The sequence below is a fragment of the Acidovorax sp. ST3 genome (assembly GCF_003231145.1).
Taxonomy (GTDB): domain Bacteria; phylum Pseudomonadota; class Gammaproteobacteria; order Burkholderiales; family Burkholderiaceae_C; genus Acidovorax.
On record NZ_QKVP01000006.1, the window covers coordinates 265,614 to 283,165 of the forward strand.

The 17,552-nt window shown below is 67.1% G+C and carries 21 protein-coding genes; 15 read left to right on the top strand and 6 right to left on the bottom strand.

Going from position 1 to position 17,552, the window contains the following annotated elements:
• The first annotated feature begins 56 nt into the window (after nucleotides 1-56).
• The 4 genes from DNK89_RS19940 to DNK89_RS19955 all read left to right on the top strand — a co-directional run bounded on the left by DNK89_RS19940 (nucleotide 57) and on the right by DNK89_RS19955 (nucleotide 3,463).
• Complete coding sequence (locus DNK89_RS19940; protein ID WP_060984503.1) at nucleotides 57-1,079, top strand: LacI family DNA-binding transcriptional regulator; 1,023 nt, start codon at nucleotides 57-59, stop codon at nucleotides 1,077-1,079.
• Nucleotides 1,076-2,029: a ribokinase gene (gene rbsK, locus DNK89_RS19945; RefSeq protein WP_110961527.1), complete on the top strand. Its 954-nt coding sequence runs from the start codon at nucleotides 1,076-1,078 to the stop codon at nucleotides 2,027-2,029. The genes DNK89_RS19940 and rbsK overlap by 4 nt, the downstream gene beginning before the upstream one ends.
• Complete coding sequence (rbsD, locus tag DNK89_RS19950) at nucleotides 2,026-2,415, top strand: D-ribose pyranase (RefSeq protein WP_110961528.1); 390 nt, start codon at nucleotides 2,026-2,028, stop codon at nucleotides 2,413-2,415. Before rbsK ends, rbsD begins: the two co-directional genes overlap by 4 nt.
• Nucleotides 2,416-2,530: 115 nt before the next feature.
• Nucleotides 2,531-3,463, top strand: a complete 933-nt coding sequence (locus tag DNK89_RS19955; protein ID WP_110961529.1) for an MBL fold metallo-hydrolase — start codon at nucleotides 2,531-2,533, stop codon at nucleotides 3,461-3,463.
• A gap of 84 nt (nucleotides 3,464-3,547) precedes the next feature.
• Here DNK89_RS19955 and DNK89_RS19960 read toward each other — a convergent pair whose 3' ends face one another.
• Both DNK89_RS19960 and DNK89_RS19965 read right to left on the bottom strand, forming a co-directional pair.
• Nucleotides 3,548-4,144 (bottom strand): DUF4124 domain-containing protein, encoded by a 597-nt coding sequence (locus tag DNK89_RS19960; protein ID WP_110961530.1) that lies wholly within the window; start codon nucleotides 4,142-4,144, stop codon nucleotides 3,548-3,550.
• Nucleotides 4,145-4,262: 118 nt separating this feature from the next.
• The gene (locus tag DNK89_RS19965) at nucleotides 4,263-6,248 is read right to left on the bottom strand and encodes a lytic transglycosylase domain-containing protein (RefSeq protein ID WP_110961531.1); all 1,986 of its coding nucleotides are present in this window, start codon (nucleotides 6,246-6,248) and stop codon (nucleotides 4,263-4,265) included.
• A gap of 14 nt (nucleotides 6,249-6,262) precedes the next feature.
• Between DNK89_RS19965 and DNK89_RS19970 the strand changes: the two genes are divergently transcribed.
• The 3 genes from DNK89_RS19970 (at nucleotide 6,263) to DNK89_RS19980 (ending at nucleotide 8,012) form a co-directional block, all read left to right on the top strand.
• Entirely contained in the window at nucleotides 6,263-6,835 is a 573-nt protein-coding gene (locus DNK89_RS19970; RefSeq protein WP_060985741.1) for a 5-formyltetrahydrofolate cyclo-ligase, read from the top strand.
• Nucleotides 6,836-7,005: 170 nt separating this feature from the next.
• On the top strand, nucleotides 7,006-7,698 hold the full coding sequence (locus DNK89_RS19975) for a glutathione S-transferase family protein (protein ID WP_110961708.1): 693 nt from the start codon (nucleotides 7,006-7,008) through the stop codon (nucleotides 7,696-7,698).
• Between the two features lie 5 nt (nucleotides 7,699-7,703).
• Nucleotides 7,704-8,012 carry an NIPSNAP family protein gene (locus DNK89_RS19980; protein WP_110961532.1) on the top strand — a complete coding sequence of 103 codons (309 nt, stop codon included), beginning with the start codon at nucleotides 7,704-7,706 and terminating at the stop codon, nucleotides 8,010-8,012.
• 24 nt (nucleotides 8,013-8,036) lie between these two features.
• On the opposite strand, the gene DNK89_RS19985 is transcribed toward DNK89_RS19980, so the two are convergent.
• Nucleotides 8,037-8,492 carry a hypothetical protein gene (locus DNK89_RS19985; protein ID WP_110961533.1) on the bottom strand — a complete coding sequence of 152 codons (456 nt, stop codon included), beginning with the start codon at nucleotides 8,490-8,492 and terminating at the stop codon, nucleotides 8,037-8,039.
• A 39-nt stretch (nucleotides 8,493-8,531) separates the two neighbouring features.
• On the opposite strand from DNK89_RS19985, the gene DNK89_RS19990 reads away from it, so the two are divergent.
• Together DNK89_RS19990 and DNK89_RS19995 are read left to right on the top strand one after the other, a co-directional pair.
• Entirely contained in the window at nucleotides 8,532-9,791 is a 1,260-nt protein-coding gene (locus DNK89_RS19990) for a multifunctional CCA addition/repair protein (RefSeq protein WP_110961534.1), read from the top strand.
• A gap of 107 nt (nucleotides 9,792-9,898) precedes the next feature.
• Nucleotides 9,899-10,357 (top strand): GNAT family N-acetyltransferase, encoded by a 459-nt coding sequence (locus DNK89_RS19995; RefSeq protein WP_110961535.1) that lies wholly within the window; start codon nucleotides 9,899-9,901, stop codon nucleotides 10,355-10,357.
• Nucleotides 10,358-10,388: 31 nt separating this feature from the next.
• Here the strand turns inward: DNK89_RS19995 and DNK89_RS20000 are convergent, their stop codons facing one another.
• Nucleotides 10,389-11,030 carry an NrsF family protein gene (locus DNK89_RS20000; protein ID WP_110961536.1) on the bottom strand — a complete coding sequence of 214 codons (642 nt, stop codon included), beginning with the start codon at nucleotides 11,028-11,030 and terminating at the stop codon, nucleotides 10,389-10,391.
• Entirely contained in the window at nucleotides 11,027-11,572 is a 546-nt protein-coding gene (locus DNK89_RS20005; RefSeq protein WP_110961537.1) for a sigma-70 family RNA polymerase sigma factor, read from the bottom strand. The genes DNK89_RS20000 and DNK89_RS20005 overlap by 4 nt, the downstream gene beginning before the upstream one ends.
• Nucleotides 11,573-11,785: 213 nt before the next feature.
• On the opposite strand from DNK89_RS20005, the gene DNK89_RS20010 reads away from it, so the two are divergent.
• From DNK89_RS20010 to DNK89_RS20025, 4 genes are read left to right on the top strand one after another with little or no spacing between them, the layout of a single operon-like run.
• Nucleotides 11,786-12,079 (top strand): DUF2282 domain-containing protein, encoded by a 294-nt coding sequence (locus tag DNK89_RS20010; RefSeq protein ID WP_110961538.1) that lies wholly within the window; start codon nucleotides 11,786-11,788, stop codon nucleotides 12,077-12,079.
• A 2-nt stretch (nucleotides 12,080-12,081) separates the two neighbouring features.
• Nucleotides 12,082-12,930 carry a DUF692 domain-containing protein gene (locus DNK89_RS20015; RefSeq protein WP_110961539.1) on the top strand — a complete coding sequence of 283 codons (849 nt, stop codon included), beginning with the start codon at nucleotides 12,082-12,084 and terminating at the stop codon, nucleotides 12,928-12,930.
• Nucleotides 12,921-13,694 (top strand): DNA-binding domain-containing protein, encoded by a 774-nt coding sequence (locus DNK89_RS20020; protein ID WP_110961540.1) that lies wholly within the window; start codon nucleotides 12,921-12,923, stop codon nucleotides 13,692-13,694. Before DNK89_RS20015 ends, DNK89_RS20020 begins: the two co-directional genes overlap by 10 nt.
• A 10-nt stretch (nucleotides 13,695-13,704) precedes the next feature.
• Nucleotides 13,705-14,178, top strand: a complete 474-nt coding sequence (locus tag DNK89_RS20025; RefSeq protein ID WP_110961541.1) for a DoxX family protein — start codon at nucleotides 13,705-13,707, stop codon at nucleotides 14,176-14,178.
• A 10-nt stretch (nucleotides 14,179-14,188) separates the two neighbouring features.
• Here DNK89_RS20025 and trxC read toward each other — a convergent pair whose 3' ends face one another.
• Nucleotides 14,189-14,626, bottom strand: coding sequence for a thioredoxin TrxC (gene trxC / locus DNK89_RS20030; RefSeq protein WP_015015879.1), 438 nt, complete (start codon nucleotides 14,624-14,626; stop codon nucleotides 14,189-14,191).
• A 355-nt stretch (nucleotides 14,627-14,981) separates the two neighbouring features.
• On the opposite strand from trxC, the gene otsB reads away from it, so the two are divergent.
• Nucleotides 14,982-15,719 (top strand): trehalose-phosphatase, encoded by a 738-nt coding sequence (gene otsB, locus DNK89_RS20035; RefSeq protein WP_110961709.1) that lies wholly within the window; start codon nucleotides 14,982-14,984, stop codon nucleotides 15,717-15,719.
• Complete coding sequence (locus DNK89_RS20040) at nucleotides 15,716-17,521, top strand: glycoside hydrolase family 15 protein (protein ID WP_110961542.1); 1,806 nt, start codon at nucleotides 15,716-15,718, stop codon at nucleotides 17,519-17,521. Before otsB ends, DNK89_RS20040 begins: the two co-directional genes overlap by 4 nt.
• Nucleotides 17,522-17,552: the final 31 nt, after the last annotated feature.

Here is a 17,552-nt window from a genome sequence, read left to right on the forward strand (position 1 = left end):
AAGACTAGCCCCGCATCCAGCCGCCCCACCACCCACGACCTCATTCTTCTTTTTGCATGGCTACTATCAAGGACGTTGCGCGCCACGCCGAGGTGTCGGTCACCACGGTGTCGCACGTGGTCAACGGCACGCGCCGCGTGAGCCCCGAGGGCCGCGAGCGCGTCGAGGCCGCCATCCGCGCTCTGGGCTACGTGCCCAGCGCCATCGCGCGCAGCCTCAAGAGCAACAACACGCGCACGCTGGGCATGCTGATCCCCAACAGCTCCAACCCCTACTTTGCCGAGATCGTGCACAGCGTGGAAGACCGCTGCTTTGGCGCGGGCTACAACGTCATCCTGTGCAACACCAATGACGAGGCGCACCGCCAGGGCACCTACCTGCAGGTGCTGGCCGAGCGGCGCATCGACGGGCTGATCGTGGTCTCTACCGGGCATGACGCCACGCTGGCCACGCAGCTCGCAGGCCTGTCCATCCCCACCGTGCTGGTGGACCGCGAAATCGACATCGCCGAACAACAACCCTGCGACCTGGTGGAAACCGCCCACATGCAGGGCGGCCTGCTGGCCACGCGCCACCTGCTGTCGCTGGGCCACCGCCGCATTGCCTGCATTGGCGGCCCCGAAGGCATTGCCCCCAGTGAACAGCGCATTGCCGGCTGGCGCACGGCACTGGCCGACGCGGGCTGCGGCACGGGTGAGGGCCTGCTGTGGCACGGCAACTTCACCAGCCAGGGCGGCTACGAAGCCATGCACGCCGTGCTGCGCGCACCCGAGCCACCCACAGCCGTCTTCGTCTGTAACGACCTCATGGCCATGGGCGCGCTGTGCGCCGCGCACGAACGCGACCTGCGCGTGCCCGAGGCACTGTCCATCGTCGGCTTTGACGACATCGAACTCACTGCCTTCACCAGCCCCCCGCTCACCACTGTGGCCCAGCCCAAGCAGCGCATCGGCGCGCTGGCCGTGGACATGCTGCTGGAGCGCATCGACGGCAAGCGCCAGGACGCGCGCAAGGTCATGCTGCAGCCCGAGCTGCGCGTGCGCGCCTCCACCGCCCATGCGCCCGGAGGTGTGGCATGAGCACGCCCCAAACACCCCACGCGCCCCGCATTGCCGTCGTCGGCAGCCTGAACATGGACCTGGTGCTGCAGGTACAACACGCACCGGGTCCCGGCGAAACCGTGCTGGCCGATGCCCTGCACCTGGTGCCCGGCGGCAAGGGCGGCAACCAGGCCGTGGCCTGCGCGCGCCAGGGCGCCCAGGTGGCCCTGTTTGGCCGCGTGGGCGACGACGGCTACGGCCACACGCTGCGCGCCGGGCTGGACGCCGACGGCATTGACCACAGTGGCGTGCAAACTGACACCGACACCACCACCGGCGTGGCCGCCATCACGGTAGAAGCGACGGGGCAGAACCGCATCGTGGTCGTGCCCGGAGCCAACGGCCGCTTTGTGCTGGATGCTGCCGCTCTGGGCCCCGCGCTACAAGGCGCAGGCGGCCTGGTGCTGCAGTTTGAAACGCCCCTGCCCCAGGTGCTGGCCGCCGCCGAGATGGCGCATGCCGCTGGCTGCCCGGTGGTGCTCAACCCCTCGCCCATCCAGCCCCTGCCCGAAGCCCTGTGGCCGCTGGTGCACACGCTGGTGGTAAACGAAGTGGAAGCCGCTGCGCTGGCGGGCCAGAACGTGACCACGCCCGCCGACGCCGCGCAGGCCGCACAAGCCCTGCGCACCAAGGGCCCCGCCCAGGTGGTGGTGACCCTGGGCGCAGCAGGTGCCGTGGCCGCCGATGCCGCAGGCAACCGCTACCACCCTGGCCTCGTCGTGAAGGCTGTGGACACGACGGCCGCAGGCGACACCTTTTTGGGGGCGCTGGCCGTGGCCCTGGCACGCGGCGAGCCACTGGACGCCGCCGTGCGCGAAGGCATCCGCGCATCGGCGCTGTGCGTCACCCAGCCCGGCGCCCAGCCCTCCATCCCCACCCGCGCCGCCGTGGCGCACAGCCCCCAACCACCCGCCTGGAGCCCCCTGTGAAACGCACCGCCCTGCTGCACGCCGAACTCTCCCACGCCATCGCCACCCTGGGCCATGGCGACATGCTGGTGATTGGCGACGTGGGCCTGCCCATCCCCCCCGGCCCGCGCCGTATCGACCTGGCGCTCACACCCGGCATCCCCGCCGTGGCCGATGTGCTGCGCGTAGTGCTGGAAGAAATGCAGGTCGAAAAGGCCGTGATCGCCACCGAGGCGGTGGAACGTAACGGCGGCCAGTTGCCCAGCTGGTGCCAACTGCCAGTCACTCCCCAGGCGGTTTCGCACGAGGACTTCAAGCGCCTGACGCAGCAAGCCCGCGTGATGGTGCGCACGGGCGAGTGCACACCGTACGCCAACGTGATCCTGGTGGCGGGCGTGACCTTCTGAGGTTCTGAGGTTGTGACACCCGCCGGGCCCGCCGCAGGCCGGGCGTTGCGGGTTTTGGAGAACGTCTGGCAGGGCACACCTGGGGTACGCTGGGGCATCATCTATTGCCTGCCCCATGCCCAGCTCCGAGCCCCACGACCTCCTGCCCCCCGAAATCACCGTCCTCGAACGCGGCTGGCTGTCGGCCAACAACATCCTCTTCATCGGCCAGCACGATACGGCCATCGTGGACACCGGCTACTGCAGCCATGCCGATCAGACCGTGGACCTGGTGCGCGGCACGCTGCAGGGCCGCGCGCTGGACCGCATCCTCAACACCCACCTGCACAGCGACCACTGCGGAGGCAACGCGGCGCTGCAAAAGGCTTGGCCGGGCGTCATCACCGCCATCCCGCCCGGCCAGGCCGACCATGTGCGCCAGTGGGATGCCTACGCGCTGAGCTACACGCCCACCGGGCAGGAGTGTCCGCCCTTTCGGGCCGACACGCTGCTGGTGCCGGGCTCTTGTGTGCTGCTGGGCGACAAGCCCTGGCAGGTGCACGCCGCGCCCGGGCACGACCCCCATTCGGTGGTGCTGTTCGAGCCCCAGGGCCGCGTGCTGATCTCGGCCGATGCGCTGTGGGAGAACGGCTTTGGCGTGGTGTTCCCCGAGCTGGAGGGCGACGATGCCTTTGCCCAGGTGGGTGCCACGCTGGACCTGATTGAGACGCTGTCGCCGCAGGTCGTGATCCCGGGGCACGGCCCCGTGTTTGCCGATGCGCCCCGCGCCATCGACGGCGCCCGCCGCCGCCTGGACGGCTTTGTGCGCAACCCGGGCAAACACGCGCTCTACGCGGCCAAGGTGCTGCTGAAGTACAAGCTGCTCGAATGGCAGCAGATCGGCATCCCCGACCTCACGGCCTGGGCGCAGGCCACACCGTATTTCGGCATGCTGCGCGCGCGCCACTTTGCAGCCCAGACCGAGGCCGAATGGCTGCAGAGCCTGGCGGATGAACTGGTGCGGTCAGGCGCTGCGGTACGCCAGGGCGAGGTGCTGCACAACGTGTGAGGCGTTGTGCCTGCACCTGCGTACCTGCGGGGTTGAACACACTGCCACAGGCTCAAGCCGACCGAGAAGGTCGGCCCGACGCCCTCAATGTTTGTATTGCTTATCGCAGCCCGTCACGTGGTTCTTGCTGCTGGACATGCACTGGTAAAACGACTTCTTGTTGCCCGATGACCCCTGGCAGTCGGACACGCTGTACTTGCCCTTGGCTTCGCGGATCTTGGGGGCCGTGGCGTCGAAAGCCGCCTGGGTCATGTAGCCGTCCCGCACGTTCTTCTGGCCCACCTCCAGCATCAGGTCAGCCTGGTAGTGGATGTTGTCCACGGCCACGGCGCAGTTCAGGGGGACTTGCTTGCTGTCCACGGTGCCCAGCGATTTTTTGAGACCCTCGCCAAACTCTTCGACGTCCTTGGAGACCTTCTTGGTGCCGTCCGGGTTGTACTGCTGGCCTGCCTTGGCGCTGGCGCCCTTGCTGCTGGAGGAGCCACTGCCCCCGCTGGTGCCGTTGTTGCTCTGCAGCTTCAGCGGCTCGGCGTCCTGCTTGGCGGGTGGGGGCTGCGATCCGTAGTGGGTCTTGCCATCGGCATCCACCCATTTGTACACGGGCTGCGCTTGCGCGCCCGCGCTCCACGCCACGGCCGCGCCGATTGTGGCCACACAGGCCATCCATGCCAGTTTGCCCATCACACCCTCTCTTTTTTGAATAAAAACCCGCTGAGGCGCTCGTTGAATATGCGCCTTCAGCTCCTCCATTGATAGCAAATCGAATACCACCAGCCCCCGCGTGGCGAGCACCTGGGTGTCAAGGCAGGTCTTTGTTCACCTCGGGCAGGTTCGCGTCGCGCGGGCCAATGGTGCCCAGGCGGCTCTTGAGCGACTGGGGCAGGCCGGTGAGGATGGCTGCGTAGTTGGTGGTGTTGGACAGCACCTTCTTCACATAGTCGCGTGTCTCGGCAAAGGGCACGTTTTCTGCCCAGATGGCGGCGTCCAGCACCGGGCCGTTGCGCCAGCTGCGTGGGCGGCCAGGGCCCGCGTTGTAGGCAGCAGCAGCCATGGGCATGGAGCCTGCAAAGTCGTCCAGCGCGAGCTTGAGGTAGGCGGTGCCGATGGTGATGTTGGTGTCGCGGTCGGTGATCTGGTCGGGCGTGAAGTTGGTAAGGCCGATCTTCTTGGCCGTCCAGCGGGCGGTGGCGGGCATCACCTGCATGAGGCCCGAGGCACCCACGTGCGAGCGGGCGTCCATCACAAAGCGGCTTTCCTGGCGGATCAGGCCGTACACATAGGCCGGGTCGATGCCGATGCCCTGCGCGCGCTCCACCACGGTGCTGCGGAACGGCATGGGGAAGCGCTGGTTCACCTCGATCACGCCCTTGGTGCGCTCGCTGGTGTTGATGCACCGGTCCCACACCTCGCGCTGGCAGGCAAAGTCGGCAGCGGCCAGCAGTTCGCGGTCCGGCATGCCGCCGGGCTGGTGCAGGTTGGTGGTGTAGTTCCACTCGCGCACGCCTTCGCTGCGCAGCCCCAGCAAAATGGCGTAGAGCGCGCGATTGAGCCCCGGGTTGGCGCGTGCAGCCGCCTTCTCTTCGGCGGTGAGGGGGGCCGGCGCAGGCGGCACGCTGATGCGCTGGCCCAGCTCCTCCAGCGCCAGCTGCTCATAGAACCCGCGCGTGCCGGCAATGCTTTCGAACAGCTGGCGCGCCTCGGCACGGTCTGCATCGCTGGGCTTGCCGGCCAGCAGCGCACGCGCCTTCCAGTACACCCAGGTGCTGTCCTGGCGGCCTTCAGGGCCCATGGCGTCGACGGCCTTGGCCACGGCCTTCCACTGACCGGCGCGCAGCGCGGCGCGCACCTTCCAGCCCAGCAGATCGTCGTTGAGGTCGCTGTCCTTGGTGATGTTGCCAAAGTAGCCCATGGCATCGCTGGACAGCTTTTGCGCAGCCGCCTTGCCGATCACGCCCCAGGCCCAGTTACGCTCCTCGGGCGAGAGGTGCACGCTCCATTTGCTGTCGAGCTGGCGGGCTGCGCCGTCCGGGTCGCTGCCTGCAAGCTTGATCAGTGCCAGCACGATCAGCTCCTGGCGCACCTTGCCCCGCGCCGTAGCCCGGCCGAGCAGGTATTTGCTAGGGGTGTCGAGCGCTTCCTTGAGCTGGGGCAGCGCATCGGGCGCCACGATTTCGACGGCATTGCGCACCACGCGGGGCCGGTTGGCGTCCACGCCCAGCCGCGCCTTGCGCCAGATGTCCAGGGCAGAGAGCTTCTTGGCGGTGTACAGCTCGCCCGCCGCATGGTTGCAGCCGTCGTCAGCGTCGCGGATGGCGTACCAGTTGCTGCGCACGTCGTCCGCCACCGTGGCGGGCGCCGTGCCCTTGATGTGGTCGATCAGCAGCGCGTAGCAGCGCACCTCGCGGTCGTCCGACATGCGGTAGCTGGGGTGCTGCTCGGCAAACTGGCTCCAGTCGCGCCGCTGACCCAGCAGCAGCAGCCAGTCGTTGCGCAGGCGGTCTTCCTGGTAGGTGCCGGCGTAGCGCTGCATGAATGACTGGATCTCCTGCGGCGACGCCTCGCCCAGGCGCACCCGCAGCTCCCAGTAGGCTGCCCAGGGCTCCAGCGCATGGCCGCGCGCGGCGGGCAGCAACTGCGCGAGTTTGTTGCGGTCGCCCTTGCGGAACGCCTGCTGCATCTCCAGCAGGGTATCGTCACCACGGTTTTGCGCCATGACAAGCGGCGCGGTGGCGGCCAGCAGGGTGGCGGCCACAAGGGGTGTCAGAATCGCTCTGAGAAATTGCATGGGGGAATTATCTGATGGACAAAGCAGCCCTTCGGCGCACATTGATAGAAGAACGCCTCAACCTGCCCGACCGCCTACAGCGGGCCGACCTGTTACAGCAGGTGATGCGCATCTGGCTGGTGAACCGGCCGGACACGGTGATCGGCGCCTACTGGCCCATCAAGGGCGAGTTCGACCCCCTGCCCGCCCTGCACCGCTGGAAGGAAGACGGCGAGCTGCTGGACGAGCCCCTGCGCCGCCGCATCGGCCTGCCCGTGGTCAACAAGCAGCACAAGACCCTGACCTTCCACGCGTGGTACCCAGGCTGCCCCATGGAAGAAGACGCCTACGGCATCCCCAAGCCCAAGGACACCGAGGTCATCGTGCCCACGCTGCTGTTTGTGCCCTGTGTGGGCTACGCCGCCGGAGGCTACCGGCTGGGCTACGGCGGCGGTTTTTACGACCGCACGCTGGCCACGCTGCAGCCCAAGCCCTTCACGGTGGGCCTGGGCTTCACCAACGGCTACCTGGACGAGTTCGAGCCCGAGGAGTTCGACCTGCCGCTCGATGCCATCCTGAACGACAACGGCGTGGTCTGGCCGGTCTGATCCCCTCAGTGCCCGCTGGCGGCCGCACGGCAGACCGCCCACGGGCACTTGCCGGTCGGCACGAAGGCCTGTGATGCCTGCTGCGCATCATTCGGACCGATTTTTCGCATCGCTGGCGCGCGCCGCAACGGCTAGCATGGAAGGCTGACTCTTCATTTCAGGTGCCCACCATGCTCAAGCTCTACATCGGCAACAAGAACTACTCGTCCTGGTCCATGCGCCCCTGGGTGCTGCTCAAGCAGGCGGGCATCGTCTTTGAAGAAGTGCGCGTGCGCTTTGACAGCTTTGACGCGCAATCGGAGTTCAAACGCACCATCGGCGCCGTGAGCCCGACTGCCAAGGTGCCCGTGCTGATTGATGGCGACCTGGTGGTGTGGGACACGCTGGCGATTGCCGAATACGTGGCCGAAACCCATCCCGACAAAAAGCTCTGGCCCACGGACGCCAAAGCCCGCGCACGCGCCCGCAGCGTCTGCGCCGAGATGCACAGCGGCTTCACCGCCCTGCGCAGCCACTGCCCCATGAACATCGAAGCCCAGCTGGCCGACACCGGCGCCCTGATCTGGCGGGACCAGGCGGGCGTGCGCGCCGACGTGCAGCGCCTGGTGGAGATGTGGAGTGCGCTGCTGCAGGAGCACGGCGGCCCCCTGCTGTTTGGCGACTTCACCGTGGCCGACGCCTACTTCGCCCCCGTGTGCATGCGCCTGCACACCTATGCCCTGCCGGTGCCTGCGCCCATCCAGGCCTATGTGGACCGTGTGCGCACCCTGCCCGGTGTGAAGGCCTGGATCGACGAGGCGCTGGCCGAGAAGGACTTTCTGGACTTCGAAGAACCGTACCGCCTGCGCCATACCGAAGGCTGAGCCCCATGGCCGTCACCCTCTACCTGCGCTATGTGCTCAACACCAGCAAGCTGAAAGAGTTTGAACACTACGGAAAACTGTGGATTCCGCTGGTCGAGAAATTCGGCGGCCAGCACCACGGCTACTTCATGCCCAGCGAGGGCGCCAACAACATTGCGCTGGCGCTGTTCACGTTCGAGAGCCTTGCAGCCTACGAGCGCTATCGCGAAGCGTCGATGCAGGATGCGGACTGCCAGGCGGCTTTCCGCTATGCCGAAGAGACGGGCTGCATCGTGAGCTATGAGCGGAGCTTCTTCAGGCCTGTATTCGCCTGAGCGAAGCCGCGCACAGGCGGTCCTTTAACGGAACTGCTTGCGCAAAAACGCCTTGTGCCGCGCGATGTGGGCCAGCTGGGCGGGGGCGATCGTGCCGCCCAGGTCTTCGTCCTCGGTGTTGAGCACCTGGTTGGCATAGGCCAGCGCACGGGCCACCACCTCCTCTTCGCTCACGCCCTGCGTGGCCGCCAGGTCCATGGCCACGCGGCGCATGGCGCGCTGCGACAGCATCCACATGGCACCGAACGAATCCCATGCGGCCGCCATCTCCTTGAACTTATCGTGTTCAGCCAGGATGTCGTTGAGCGGCTTGGCCAGGATCTCCTGCAAGCCTTCCACCCGGGCCTTCAGGGCCTCGAACTGCGCTTCGCGCTGCAGGGCCTCGGCAGCCGCGTTGGCGGCGGCGTCAGGCGCCGGGGGCACGGGCACGCTGCCGTCGGGGTTGAGCTGGGCAATGGTGAGATCAGACGATAGGGACATGGTAGCGGGACTATACGACCCTCGTCCTAAACTACACCGATGCAAATCTACATGGTGGGCGGCGCGGTCCGCGACAAGCTGCTGGGCCGGCCGGTGAATGACCACGACTGGGTGGTGGTGGGCGCCACGCCCGAACAGATGCTGGCGCAGGGCTACCTGCCCGTGGGGCGCGACTTCCCCGTCTTTTTGCACCCCGAGACGCGCGAGGAATACGCCCTGGCCCGCACCGAGCGCAAGAGCGGGCGCGGTTACCGGGGTTTTGTGGTGCAGAGCTCGCCCGATGTGACGCTGGAGGAAGACCTTTCGCGCCGCGACCTCACTATTAATTCAATAGCATCCAGCACAGATGAATCCGGCGCCACCCGCCTGTTTGATCCTTACCATGGCGAAAAAGACCTCCGTGCGCGGGTGCTGCGCCATGTGACCGATGCCTTCCGCGAAGACCCCGTGCGCATCCTGCGCGTGGCGCGGTTTGCGGCGCGCTTCACCGACTTCACGGTGGCGCCCAAGACGATGCAGCTGATGCGCGAGATGGTGGAGCACGGCGAGGTGAACCATCTGGTGCCCGAACGCGTGTGGCAAGAGCTGGCGCGCGGGCTGATGGAAGAAAAGCCGTCCCGCATGTTCGAGGTGCTGCGCGAATGTGGCGCACTGCAGGTGCTGCTGCCCGAGGTGGCGCGCCTGTGGGGCGTGCCCCAGCGGGCCGACTACCACCCCGAGGTGGACACCGGGGTGCACCTGATGATGGTGCTGGACATGGCCGCGCGGCTCTCGGCGCCGCTCACCGTGCGCTTTGCCTGTCTGGCGCACGACCTGGGCAAGGGCACCACGCCCGCCGATGTGCTGCCGCGCCACATCGACCACGAAACCCGCAGCGCCGAGCTGCTGAAAGACGTGGCCGAGCGCCTGCGCGTGCCGGTGGACTGCCGCGAGACCGCCGATGTGGTGGCGCGTGAACACGGCCACATCCACCGCAGCACCGATTTGTCGGCCGCCGCGCTGGTGCGCCTGCTGGAGCGCTGCGACGCGATCCGCAAGCCCGAGCGGTTTGCCGAAATCCTGCTGGCCTGCGAATGCGATGCGCGCGGGCGGCTGGGGTTTGAAGAGTCTGCCTACCCGCAGCGCCCCCGCCTGCTGGCCGTGCTGGCCGCCGTCCAGTCGGTCATCACGCGCGAGATTGCTGCGCAGGCCGCCGCCAGGAGCCAGAGCGGTCCGCAGGTGGGTGCGCTGATCCACCAGGCACGGGTCGAAGCCGTGGCACAGTGGCTGCAAACCCAGGCGCACGGCGCAACCAACTGACCCGGTGCGCTGCGTCGCAAAGATCGGTCCAACCCTCCCTACAATCCGCGTCCGCTCGCGCCCTGGGAAGGGTGCGCCTTTTGGCTATCTTGCGATCACGACGCCCCATGACCTCTATGCACATCCGCCCCGCCACCACGGCCGACGCCGACACCATCGCGCCGCTGTTTGACGCCTACCGGCAGTTCTACGAGCAGGCGCCGGACCTGGCCGGAGCGCGGGCCTTCATCGCTGAGCGGTTGGAGCGGGAAGAGTCCGTGATCCTTCTGGCGTTGGATGGGACGCAGACGGCCGTGGGCTTTTGCCAGCTCTACCCCACGTTCTGCTCGGTAGAGGTCGCGCCCATCTACACGCTGTACGACCTGTTCGTGGCGCCGTCCGCACGCAAGACAGGCGCCGGTCGCAGCTTGCTGCTGGCAGCAGAAGCCACCGCCCGCGCGCACGGCAAGGTGCGCATGGACCTGACCACGGCCCACACCAACACCACGGCGCAAAAACTTTACGAATCGCTGGGCTGGACGCTGGACACGGTGTTTCGCGCCTATAACAAACGCATCAGTCCCTGAACCGCAGTGCCCCTGGCGATGCCAGTCGCCCTCACCAGCGCAGCAAACGTGGCCCCAGGATTGCCCCCAGCGCGGTCGGAATGGCCATGCCCACCACGTACCACACCGCCAAAAACGGGGTGGCCATCTCGGGGCAGTGCAGGGCGTACACCAATGCGCCCAGCGCACCTGCCAGCAAGCCAGCGCTCGCACCGGCCCACGCCAGTCGCGTCGGGGCGGCGCCCTTCAGCGCCCAGAAGCCCGCAACAAACGCCGGCACGGACAGCGCTGCGATATTGAACGGGCAAGTCCGCCAGGTGCTGCCCAGAATCAGCGGCACACGCTCGGCCGCAGGCACCTGCCACAAAGCCCCCAGCGCCATGGCCCACAGCACCAGCGGCGGCACCGCCAGCCACAGCACCGCATGGCCCAGCGGCATGCCCGGGCGGGCCATGCGGCGCAGCAGCGCCAGGCCGGCGGCAGCCAGCGCAGCGGCAAACACCAGCTTGCCCCAGAACATGGGCAGCGCCATGGTCGCCAGCAGATCAGGCCGCAGGCCGAACAGCGCCAGCATCAGGACCCCGGCGCCGGCAATGCCCGCCGCGCTGGCCACAGCAAACCGCTGCTCGATGGCGGTGCGCTGCACAGGCCGCTCGTCCGCCGCCAGCAGGTGGATCAATTCATCGGTTTTCATGCCATTCCCCTGATTTTTGCGGCCAGGGCCTTGAGCCCCCGGTGTACGCCGACTTTCACGGCCGACTCCGACAGCCCCGTGAGGCGCGCCGTCTCGACCACCGACAACCCTTCCAGCTTCACATACTCAATTGGCAGGCGCTGCTTGTCCGGCAGGGTCTGCAGCAACTGTCCCAGATCGCGCCGCGCCTCGGCAGCCTCGCTGTCGCTGCTGGCAAACAGCTCGTCCGCATCGTCCAGCGGGTCGTTGCGCGCTTCCTTGGCGGCATGCGAGCGCAGCCAGTCGATGAGCTTGTAGCGCGCAATCGCATGCGCCCAGGCCGTCACAGGCATCTCGGGCCGGTACGTGTGGCGCTGGTTGTGCACGGCCAGCAGCGTCTCCTGCACCAAGTCTTCCACCTCATCGGGCCGCTGCGCAAGGCGGCGGCGCAGGAAGGCCCGCAGGTGGACGCTCAACTCCTTCAGAAAGCGCTGGTAGGCGGCTGCATCGGCATCCAGGCCCTGCAACAACAAGCCGCGCAAGCGCTCTTCCACTATCTCCATGGTGTCTCCCTGAAGGCAATTCGGATGCCGGGACGAATGGGTTACAGGCCGTGCAAAAAAATTTTGTGGTGCATGCCACCCCATTTTTTTGCGCAGCGCTGTAACCCGCTGGCTGCACAGCGCGAATTACAACGCAGATCGGGCCACGCAGCGCAACCGCTGTGCTGTCACCCGGTCGGATTCAACCTTTATCAACCCTTGGAGAACCGCACCATGACCACCCGCACCCTCAGCCTCGGCGCCCTCGCACTTGCTGCACTGACTTCTGGCGCCGCCATGGCCCAAACCAGCGCCGCCCCCATGGACGGCGCCAAGCCCGCCATGGAGAAGTGCTACGGCGTCTCGATGGCCGGCAAGAACGACTGCGCCGCAGGCCCTGGCACCACCTGCGCAGGCACGTCCAAGATGGACTACCAGGGCAACGCCTGGAAGTTTGTGCCCGCAGGCACCTGCACCACGATCAAGACGCCCAAGGGCATGGGCATGCTGACGCCCATGAAGAGCTGACCATGGCACCCGCTCTCACCGCCGGCCTGGGCCTCAAGCCCCAGCACTACGACGAGGCGCTGCGGTGCACCGCCCCCGGCCTGTGGTGGGAGGTGCACCCCGAGAACTATCTGGCCGATGGCGGCCCGCGCCTGGCCTGGCTCGAGGCCATCCGCGCGCGCCACCCGGTAGCCCTGCATGGCGTCTCGCTGTCACTCGCGGCCGACGCGCCGCCCGACGCGGCCCACTTGGCGCGGCTGACTGCCCTCGCAAGGCGCGTAGAGCCCGCCATCATTTCAGAGCACCTGGCCTGGTCTACCTGGGGCGGGCAGTACCTGCCTGACCTGCTGCCATTTCCGCGCACACAGGCCGCCTTGCAGCGCATCGCGGACAACATCGCCCGCACGCAGGATGTGCTGCAACGCCCCATCGCCATCGAGAACCCCACGCACTACCTGCACATCGACGGCCACGATTGGCTGGAGACCGAGTTTCTGGCCGAGCTAGTGCGGCGCACCGGCTGCGCACTGCTGCTGGACGTGAACAACGTGCACATCAGCGCCAACAACCTGGGTTTTGACGCGCAGGCCTACCTCGACGCCTTCCCCCTGCACGCCGTGGCAGAAGTCCACCTGGCGGGCCACCATGCGGACCCGGTGCATGGCGATACGCTGCTCATCGACAGCCACGATGCGCCCGTAGCACCCGCCGTGTGGGCGCTGTACGCACAGGTGATCGCACGCACCGGCCCTGTGCCCACCCTCATCGAACGCGATGACAACCTGCCCGTTTTCAGCGAGTTGCTGACCGAACGCGACCAAGCCCACCACGCGCTCACAGCCGTGCAGCCCGAGGAGACCACATGCAGCTGAGCACCTTCCAGAACGGCTTTTCTGCCGCGCTGCTCGGCCCGGCGGCCGATGCGCAGTGGCTGTCTGCACTGGAGTCCCAACCTGGCTTTGCCGTGTACCGCAACACCGTGCTCAAGGGCTGCATCGATGCGCTGCAGGCCAACTACCCCACGGTGGGTCAGCTGGTGGGTGACGACTGGTTCCGCGCCGCTGCAGCAGTGTTCGCCCGCACCCAGCCGCCGCGTAACGGCCTGCTGGTGAGCTATGGCGAAGGGTTTGCCGACTTTCTGGCCGGGTTTGCCCCGGCCGCCGAGCTGCCCTACCTGAGCGCCGTGGCGCGCCTGGACCGCTGCTGGACCGAATGCCACCTGGCGGCAGATGCCACCGCCGTGGACCGCCAATGGCTGGCACAGCAGACCCCTGACACTCTGCCCCAAGCATCACTGCGGCCCCACCCCGCTGCACGCTGGGCTTGGTGCGACGAGCATCCGGCTTATGCACTGTGGCAGAGCCACCGTGAAGGTCTGCATGCCAATGAGGCACTGGAGTGGACGGGCGATGGCGCCTTGCTGACCCGGCCCCATGCCAAAGTTGTGTGGCATCCCTTGTCGCGGGCAGGCATGGCTTTTTTGGACGCCTGCGCCGATGGCCGCACGCTAGAGGCCGCCGCCACGTCGGCCCTGAATGCCGAACCCACCGCCGACTTCGCTGCCCTGATCAGCACCTTGCTGGACGCAGGCGCATTGATACCCACCGATTTACCCACCGATTCACGCCCAGGCTGAGGAGCCCTTCATGACCACCAGCACACACTTCCCTTCGGCCCCTGCCAAAGGCCCACGCTTGCTCTTGGCGCGCCTGGCCGACACCGCCGCCTGGCTCACCCCGCACAGCCTGCTGGCGCTGGTCAACCGGGTGGCCATCGCGGGCATCTTCTGGATGTCGGCACGCACCAAGGTCGAGGGCTGGTTCACCATCTCCGACAGCGCCTACGCGCTGTTCCGCGACGAATACAAGCTGCCCTTGCTGCCGCCCGAGCTGGCGGCGCAGATGGCCGCCGTGGCGGAGCACCTGTTTCCGGTGCTGCTGGTGCTGGGCCTGTTCACGCGCCTGTCGGCGCTGGCACTGCTGGGCATGACGCTGACGATTCAACTGTTTGTCTATCCGGACGCATGGCCCACCCACCTGTCATGGGCGGGGCTGATGTTGTACCTGGTGGGGCGCGGTGCGGGGAGCGTGTCGATGGACCGCGTGCTGGGAATCCGCTGACCGCTGCGCATCAACCTGCGGTGGTGCGCACCCAGCGCACGATATCGGCCGCCCCCAGCGCGCCCGAAATACGCGCCACCTCACGCCCTTGCTGGAACAGGATCATGGTCGGAATGCTGCGGATGGCATAGCGCGCCGCAATGGCCTGCTGGTCTTCGGTGTTGAGCTTGGCCAGGCGCACGCGGGGCTCCAGCTCGCGGGCGGCCTGCGCAAAGGCGGGCGCCATCTGTCGGCAGGGACCACACCACGGGGCCCAGAAGTCCACCAGCACCGGGATGTGGCTGCGCGCCACATGCTTGTCAAAGCTGGTCGCATCCAGCTCCAGCGGCGCCCCCGCAAACAGGGGCCGATGGCATTGGCCGCAATCGGGCGCGCTGCCCAGGTCGGCGCTCTGCACGCGGTTGGTGGTGTGGCAATGGGGGCAGACGATGTGCAAGGCTTCGGTCATGGCGCAGCAAGGGTTGGTGGCAAAAAAGCTTGGGATGTCCTGCATAACCCTCGCGGGTCGGTGGTAGTGCGGATCGGGACAGGCCGCAAGGCGCCTTTTTGCAGCCCATAGCGGGGCTATGGGCCAAAAAAGCAACGCAGCGGATGGCCCGAGACCGCGCTATCACAGACTGCAGGGAGTTATGCAGGACATTCCATACTGATCACATGGCGCCGCAAGCGCTTCGTTTCAAGGCTCCGCGTTGCCATCTGCGGCCACCCCAGTTGCAACCGGTCGCAGACCTTGCGCGCGTTTACCAGCCCTGAATCCCCCTCGTGGCCGTGGCTGCATTGCAGCGTCTGCTATGGTTTCGCGCATGCAGCTGCTCCCCACACTGACAACTGCCCATGCGCTTTTTCTCGATTTCGATGGCACGCTCACCGAGCTGGCACCACGCCCTGAGGCGGTGCGCATCGCATCGGGCCTGATTCCCACGCTGTCATCGCTGCACGCCCAGTTGGGTGGCGCGCTGGCCATCGTGACCGGCAGACCCGAAGCCGACATCGACGGATTTCTGGCGCCGCTGCGCCTGCCACTGGCGAGCGAACATGGGGCCCAATATCGCCTCTTTGACACTTCGGTGCCCGCCACCGCACCACCCGCCCTGGAGCCCGTTTTGCAGGCCGCCCAGGCCCTGGCAGCGCGCCACCCGGGCCTGTTGGTCGAGACCAAACGCGTGAGCGTCGCCCTGCACTACCGCCTGGCCCCCCACCTCGAACCCCTGTGCCACGACACGCTGGTACACGCCATGCGCGAGGTGGACGGTGTGGAACTGCTGCGCGGCAAATGTGTCTTTGAAGTGAAACCCCGTGGCGTTCACAAGGGCCAGGCCATCATCGATTTCATGACGCAGCCCCCCTTTGAGGGCCGCACGCCGGTCTTTGTGGGCGATGACGTCACCGACGAGGCCGGCTTTGCCGCTGTGCAGTCGCTGGGCGGCTGGGGCATCAAGGTGGGCGAAGGGCCCACCATGGCACAACACCGCTGCATGACGTCGGCCGCACTGCGGGGCTGGCTGTCGTCTGCACGCACAACGCTGGAGCGCGAACGATGAACACCGCCGCCACACAGCCCCAGACTGGCTCGCTCAACCTCGGGATGATCGGCAACTGCGCCATCAGCGCACTGATCGACGACCACGCCCGCATGGTGTGGTGCTGCCTGCCGCGCTTTGATGGCGATCCGGTGTTCAACGCCCTGCTGCAGCCCGGCGACGAGGGCAGCCACTTCGCGATCGAGCTGGAAGACCTGGCATCGGCCCACCAGTGGTACGAGCCCAACACCGCCATCCTGCGCACGCAGTTGTTCGACAAGGCGGGCCACGGCATCGAGATCACCGACTTTGCGCCGCGCTTTTACAGCCGCTCGCGCTACTTCCGGCCCATGACGCTGGTGCGCCGGGTGCGCCCCATCCAGGGGTCGCCGCGCATCCGGGTGGCGCTCAAGGTGCGCTACGACTGGGGCCAGACCACGCCCGAGATCACGCGCGGCAGCAACCACATCCGCTATGTGGGCGAGAGCATGACGCTGCGCCTGTCCACCGATGCACCGGTGTCGCATGTGCTGTCGGGCCAGGCGTTTGTGCTCACGCGCGAACACAACTTTCTGCTGGGCGCCGACGAGACGCTGGTGGACGGCATTGCCGACACCGCCCGCCACTTCGAGCAGGAGACCACGGCCTACTGGCGCAGCTGGAGCCGCGCGCTGGCCATTCCGCTGGAGTGGCAGGACGCTGTGATCCGCGCCGCCATCACGCTCAAGCTGTCGTTGTACGAAGAAACCGGCGCCATCGTGGCCGCCATGACCACCAGCATCCCCGAGTCCGCCCACAGCGGCCGCAACTGGGACTATCGCTACTGCTGGCTGCGCGATGCGTTCTTCGTGGTGCGCGCGCTCAACAGCATCTCTGAGGTGGGCACCATGGAGGACTACCTGCGCTGGCTGAGCAACGTGGTGGTCGAAGGCGGCGACGGCCACATCCAGCCGCTGTATGGCATTGGGCTGGAGAAAGACCTGCCCGAAAGTTTCGTACCCCAGCTGGCGGGCTACCGGGGTATGGGCCCGGTGCGCGTGGGCAACCAGGCGGCCGAGCATTTTCAGCACGACGTGTACGGCAACATCGTGCTGGGCGCGGCCCAGGCCTTCCACGACCACCGCCTGCTACACCGCGCGGGCCTGGCCGAATTCAAGCGGCTGGAACAGGTGGGCGACAACGCCGTGCGCGTGTACGGCCAGCCCGACGCCGGCATGTGGGAGCTGCGCACGCGCGCCCGGGTACACACCTCGTCGGCCCTGATGAGCTGGGCCGCCTGCGACCGGCTGGCCAAGATCGCCGCCACGCTGCAGCTGGCCGACCGCGCCAGCCACTGGCAGCACCATGCCGACCGCATGCGCGCCGAGATCATCGACAAGTCGTGGTGTGAAGAACGCCAGGCGTTTGCCGAGAGTTTTGGCGGGCACGAGCTGGACGCCAGCGTGCTGCTGATGGCCGAGGTGGGTCTCATCGACCCGCAAGACCCGCGTTTTGTGAGCACCGTGGAGGCCATGGAAAAGAGCCTTTGCGATGGCCCCTATATGCGGCGCTATGAAGCGGCCGACGACTTCGGCAAGCCCGAAACGGCCTTCAACATCTGCACCTTCTGGCGCATCGACGCTCTGGCGCGCATCGGCCGCAAGGCCGAGGCGCGGGCCATCTTCGAGACCATGCTGGCCGCCCGCAACCCGCTGGGCCTGCTGTCGGAAGACACCCACCCCGACACCCGCGAGATGTGGGGCAACTTCCCGCAGACCTATTCGATGGTGGGCGTGATCAACGCCGCCGTGCGCCTGTCGGCGCCCTGGGACAGCGTGATTTGAGGCGCTGTCCGACAGCGGCCAGGGGCGGTCT

Coding starts and splice junctions, on each gene's coding strand:
- DNK89_RS19940 (WP_060984503.1), top strand. CDS start 57: ATGGCTACTATCAAGGACGTTGCGCGCCACGCCGAGGTGTCGGTCACC.
- rbsK (WP_110961527.1), top strand. CDS start 1,076: ATGAGCACGCCCCAAACACCCCACGCGCCCCGCATTGCCGTCGTCGGC.
- DNK89_RS19955 (WP_110961529.1), top strand. CDS start 2,531: ATGCCCAGCTCCGAGCCCCACGACCTCCTGCCCCCCGAAATCACCGTC.
- DNK89_RS19960 (WP_110961530.1), bottom strand. CDS start 4,144: ATGGGCAAACTGGCATGGATGGCCTGTGTGGCCACAATCGGCGCGGCC.
- DNK89_RS19965 (WP_110961531.1), bottom strand. CDS start 6,248: ATGCAATTTCTCAGAGCGATTCTGACACCCCTTGTGGCCGCCACCCTG.
- DNK89_RS19970 (WP_060985741.1), top strand. CDS start 6,263: ATGGACAAAGCAGCCCTTCGGCGCACATTGATAGAAGAACGCCTCAAC.
- DNK89_RS19975 (WP_110961708.1), top strand. CDS start 7,006: ATGCTCAAGCTCTACATCGGCAACAAGAACTACTCGTCCTGGTCCATG.
- DNK89_RS19980 (WP_110961532.1), top strand. CDS start 7,704: ATGGCCGTCACCCTCTACCTGCGCTATGTGCTCAACACCAGCAAGCTG.
- DNK89_RS19985 (WP_110961533.1), bottom strand. CDS start 8,492: ATGTCCCTATCGTCTGATCTCACCATTGCCCAGCTCAACCCCGACGGC.
- DNK89_RS19990 (WP_110961534.1), top strand. CDS start 8,532: ATGCAAATCTACATGGTGGGCGGCGCGGTCCGCGACAAGCTGCTGGGC.
- DNK89_RS19995 (WP_110961535.1), top strand. CDS start 9,899: ATGACCTCTATGCACATCCGCCCCGCCACCACGGCCGACGCCGACACC.
- DNK89_RS20000 (WP_110961536.1), bottom strand. CDS start 11,030: ATGAAAACCGATGAATTGATCCACCTGCTGGCGGCGGACGAGCGGCCT.
- DNK89_RS20005 (WP_110961537.1), bottom strand. CDS start 11,572: ATGGAGATAGTGGAAGAGCGCTTGCGCGGCTTGTTGTTGCAGGGCCTG.
- DNK89_RS20010 (WP_110961538.1), top strand. CDS start 11,786: ATGACCACCCGCACCCTCAGCCTCGGCGCCCTCGCACTTGCTGCACTG.
- DNK89_RS20015 (WP_110961539.1), top strand. CDS start 12,082: ATGGCACCCGCTCTCACCGCCGGCCTGGGCCTCAAGCCCCAGCACTAC.
- DNK89_RS20020 (WP_110961540.1), top strand. CDS start 12,921: ATGCAGCTGAGCACCTTCCAGAACGGCTTTTCTGCCGCGCTGCTCGGC.
- DNK89_RS20025 (WP_110961541.1), top strand. CDS start 13,705: ATGACCACCAGCACACACTTCCCTTCGGCCCCTGCCAAAGGCCCACGC.
- trxC (WP_015015879.1), bottom strand. CDS start 14,626: ATGACCGAAGCCTTGCACATCGTCTGCCCCCATTGCCACACCACCAAC.
- otsB (WP_110961709.1), top strand. CDS start 14,982: ATGCAGCTGCTCCCCACACTGACAACTGCCCATGCGCTTTTTCTCGAT.
- DNK89_RS20040 (WP_110961542.1), top strand. CDS start 15,716: ATGAACACCGCCGCCACACAGCCCCAGACTGGCTCGCTCAACCTCGGG.